Below are 1326 nucleotides of genomic sequence, written 5' to 3' on the forward strand. Positions count from 1 at the left end.
CATCATAATCCAGATCATAGTAAATGTTAACCTTTGTTACCTTTGTCTTCTCTGGAATACCAATCTTGTAATCAAAGTCAGGATCGTCAGTCTTTGAATCAACTTCCTTAACATATACTGTCTTTCCTGACGAAGCAAGTGCCTCTGCATCCTTTGGAAGCTCATCCTCTGCAGCCCATGTCTGCTTTGGATCGTAACACTTAATAGTTGGCATCTCTGGTACTGCTGATGCACTGTTTACAATAACATTGATGAACAGCTTTCTCTCATCATTGTTTCTTGTACGTCTACCTGTAACTGATGAATGTCCGGCACCACAATATGTGATCGCACCACTGCCATAAGCTGTAGTGTAGATGAAGTAAGCCTCCATTGCATCTCCAGGATCCGCTGCATACTTTGATGAACGCATCTTACTGTTCGATGAGTTATTTGAACCTGCAAGAGTATACCATACTGTTATGTTGTCACTCTCAAGATCAAGTGCAAATGCCTGCTGATGTGTACCCGATATGTTCAGTGATGAACTTATGTTGTATGGATACAATGTTACAAGACCTGAGTTAAGCTGTGTAGCCTTAACTGTCTCAGCACAAGCTGACTGATCCTGATTTGCTGCCTGTGACCAGGCTGTTGCTGCCTTATATGACTCCTGTGCATATACATATGGAAGTGTAGTTGTTGCACCGGCCATATTACCATTGTAGTAAAGTGCTGTCATTGCAAGTGCACTTACATATACCTTCTTATCTTTTCCAAGATATGGCTGCCAGTATGCATTCTTCTCAACAAATACATCCATAATGTTAGAATTCATACTGTTCAGTAATCCTTCGCCCGCTGTAGGATTATTTGCATATGGTGTCAGGTAATACAAGCTGCTATCCGGTGATGTATATGTCACATCATCGACTGTTCCATCTGCTGTGTATGTAACATCCAATGTACTTGTATTAACAGAAGCCTTGCTGTAAGAAACACTCTTAACGTTATACTTACCAAGCTTAAGCGGATTGTCATACTTGACAACATTGTCTGTTACATCAACATGGAATCTGTTCATTCCTACTACTGATATAAGTGACTTTGTAAGATTAACTGCACCTGCATTTGCATATGGTGACATTGAATCGTGGAAGAAGAACAAATCTCCTCCTGCTGATACATAGTCAAGTATGTACTGACATGTTTCCTTCTTGAAGTCAACCTTAAATCCACCAAATGAATCCGATGGTCCAAGAACAAGTATTGAGTACATGTTCTTCATAAAGCTCTTACCATATGAACGTCTGAGGTAAGTATTGTACTTATCCTTTGCCTCAAGCT

General features: G+C 40.2%; 1 protein-coding gene. It reads right to left on the reverse strand.

Going from position 1 to position 1326, the window contains the following annotated elements:
* Nucleotides 1-1326: hypothetical protein (locus tag CCU_RS03390; RefSeq protein ID WP_208895953.1), on the reverse strand; the 1326-nt coding region annotated here is incomplete at both ends.

Origin of the sequence: Coprococcus sp. ART55/1 (assembly GCF_000210595.1) — a bacterium.
Lineage (GTDB): Bacteria > Bacillota > Clostridia > Lachnospirales > Lachnospiraceae > Coprococcus > Coprococcus aceti.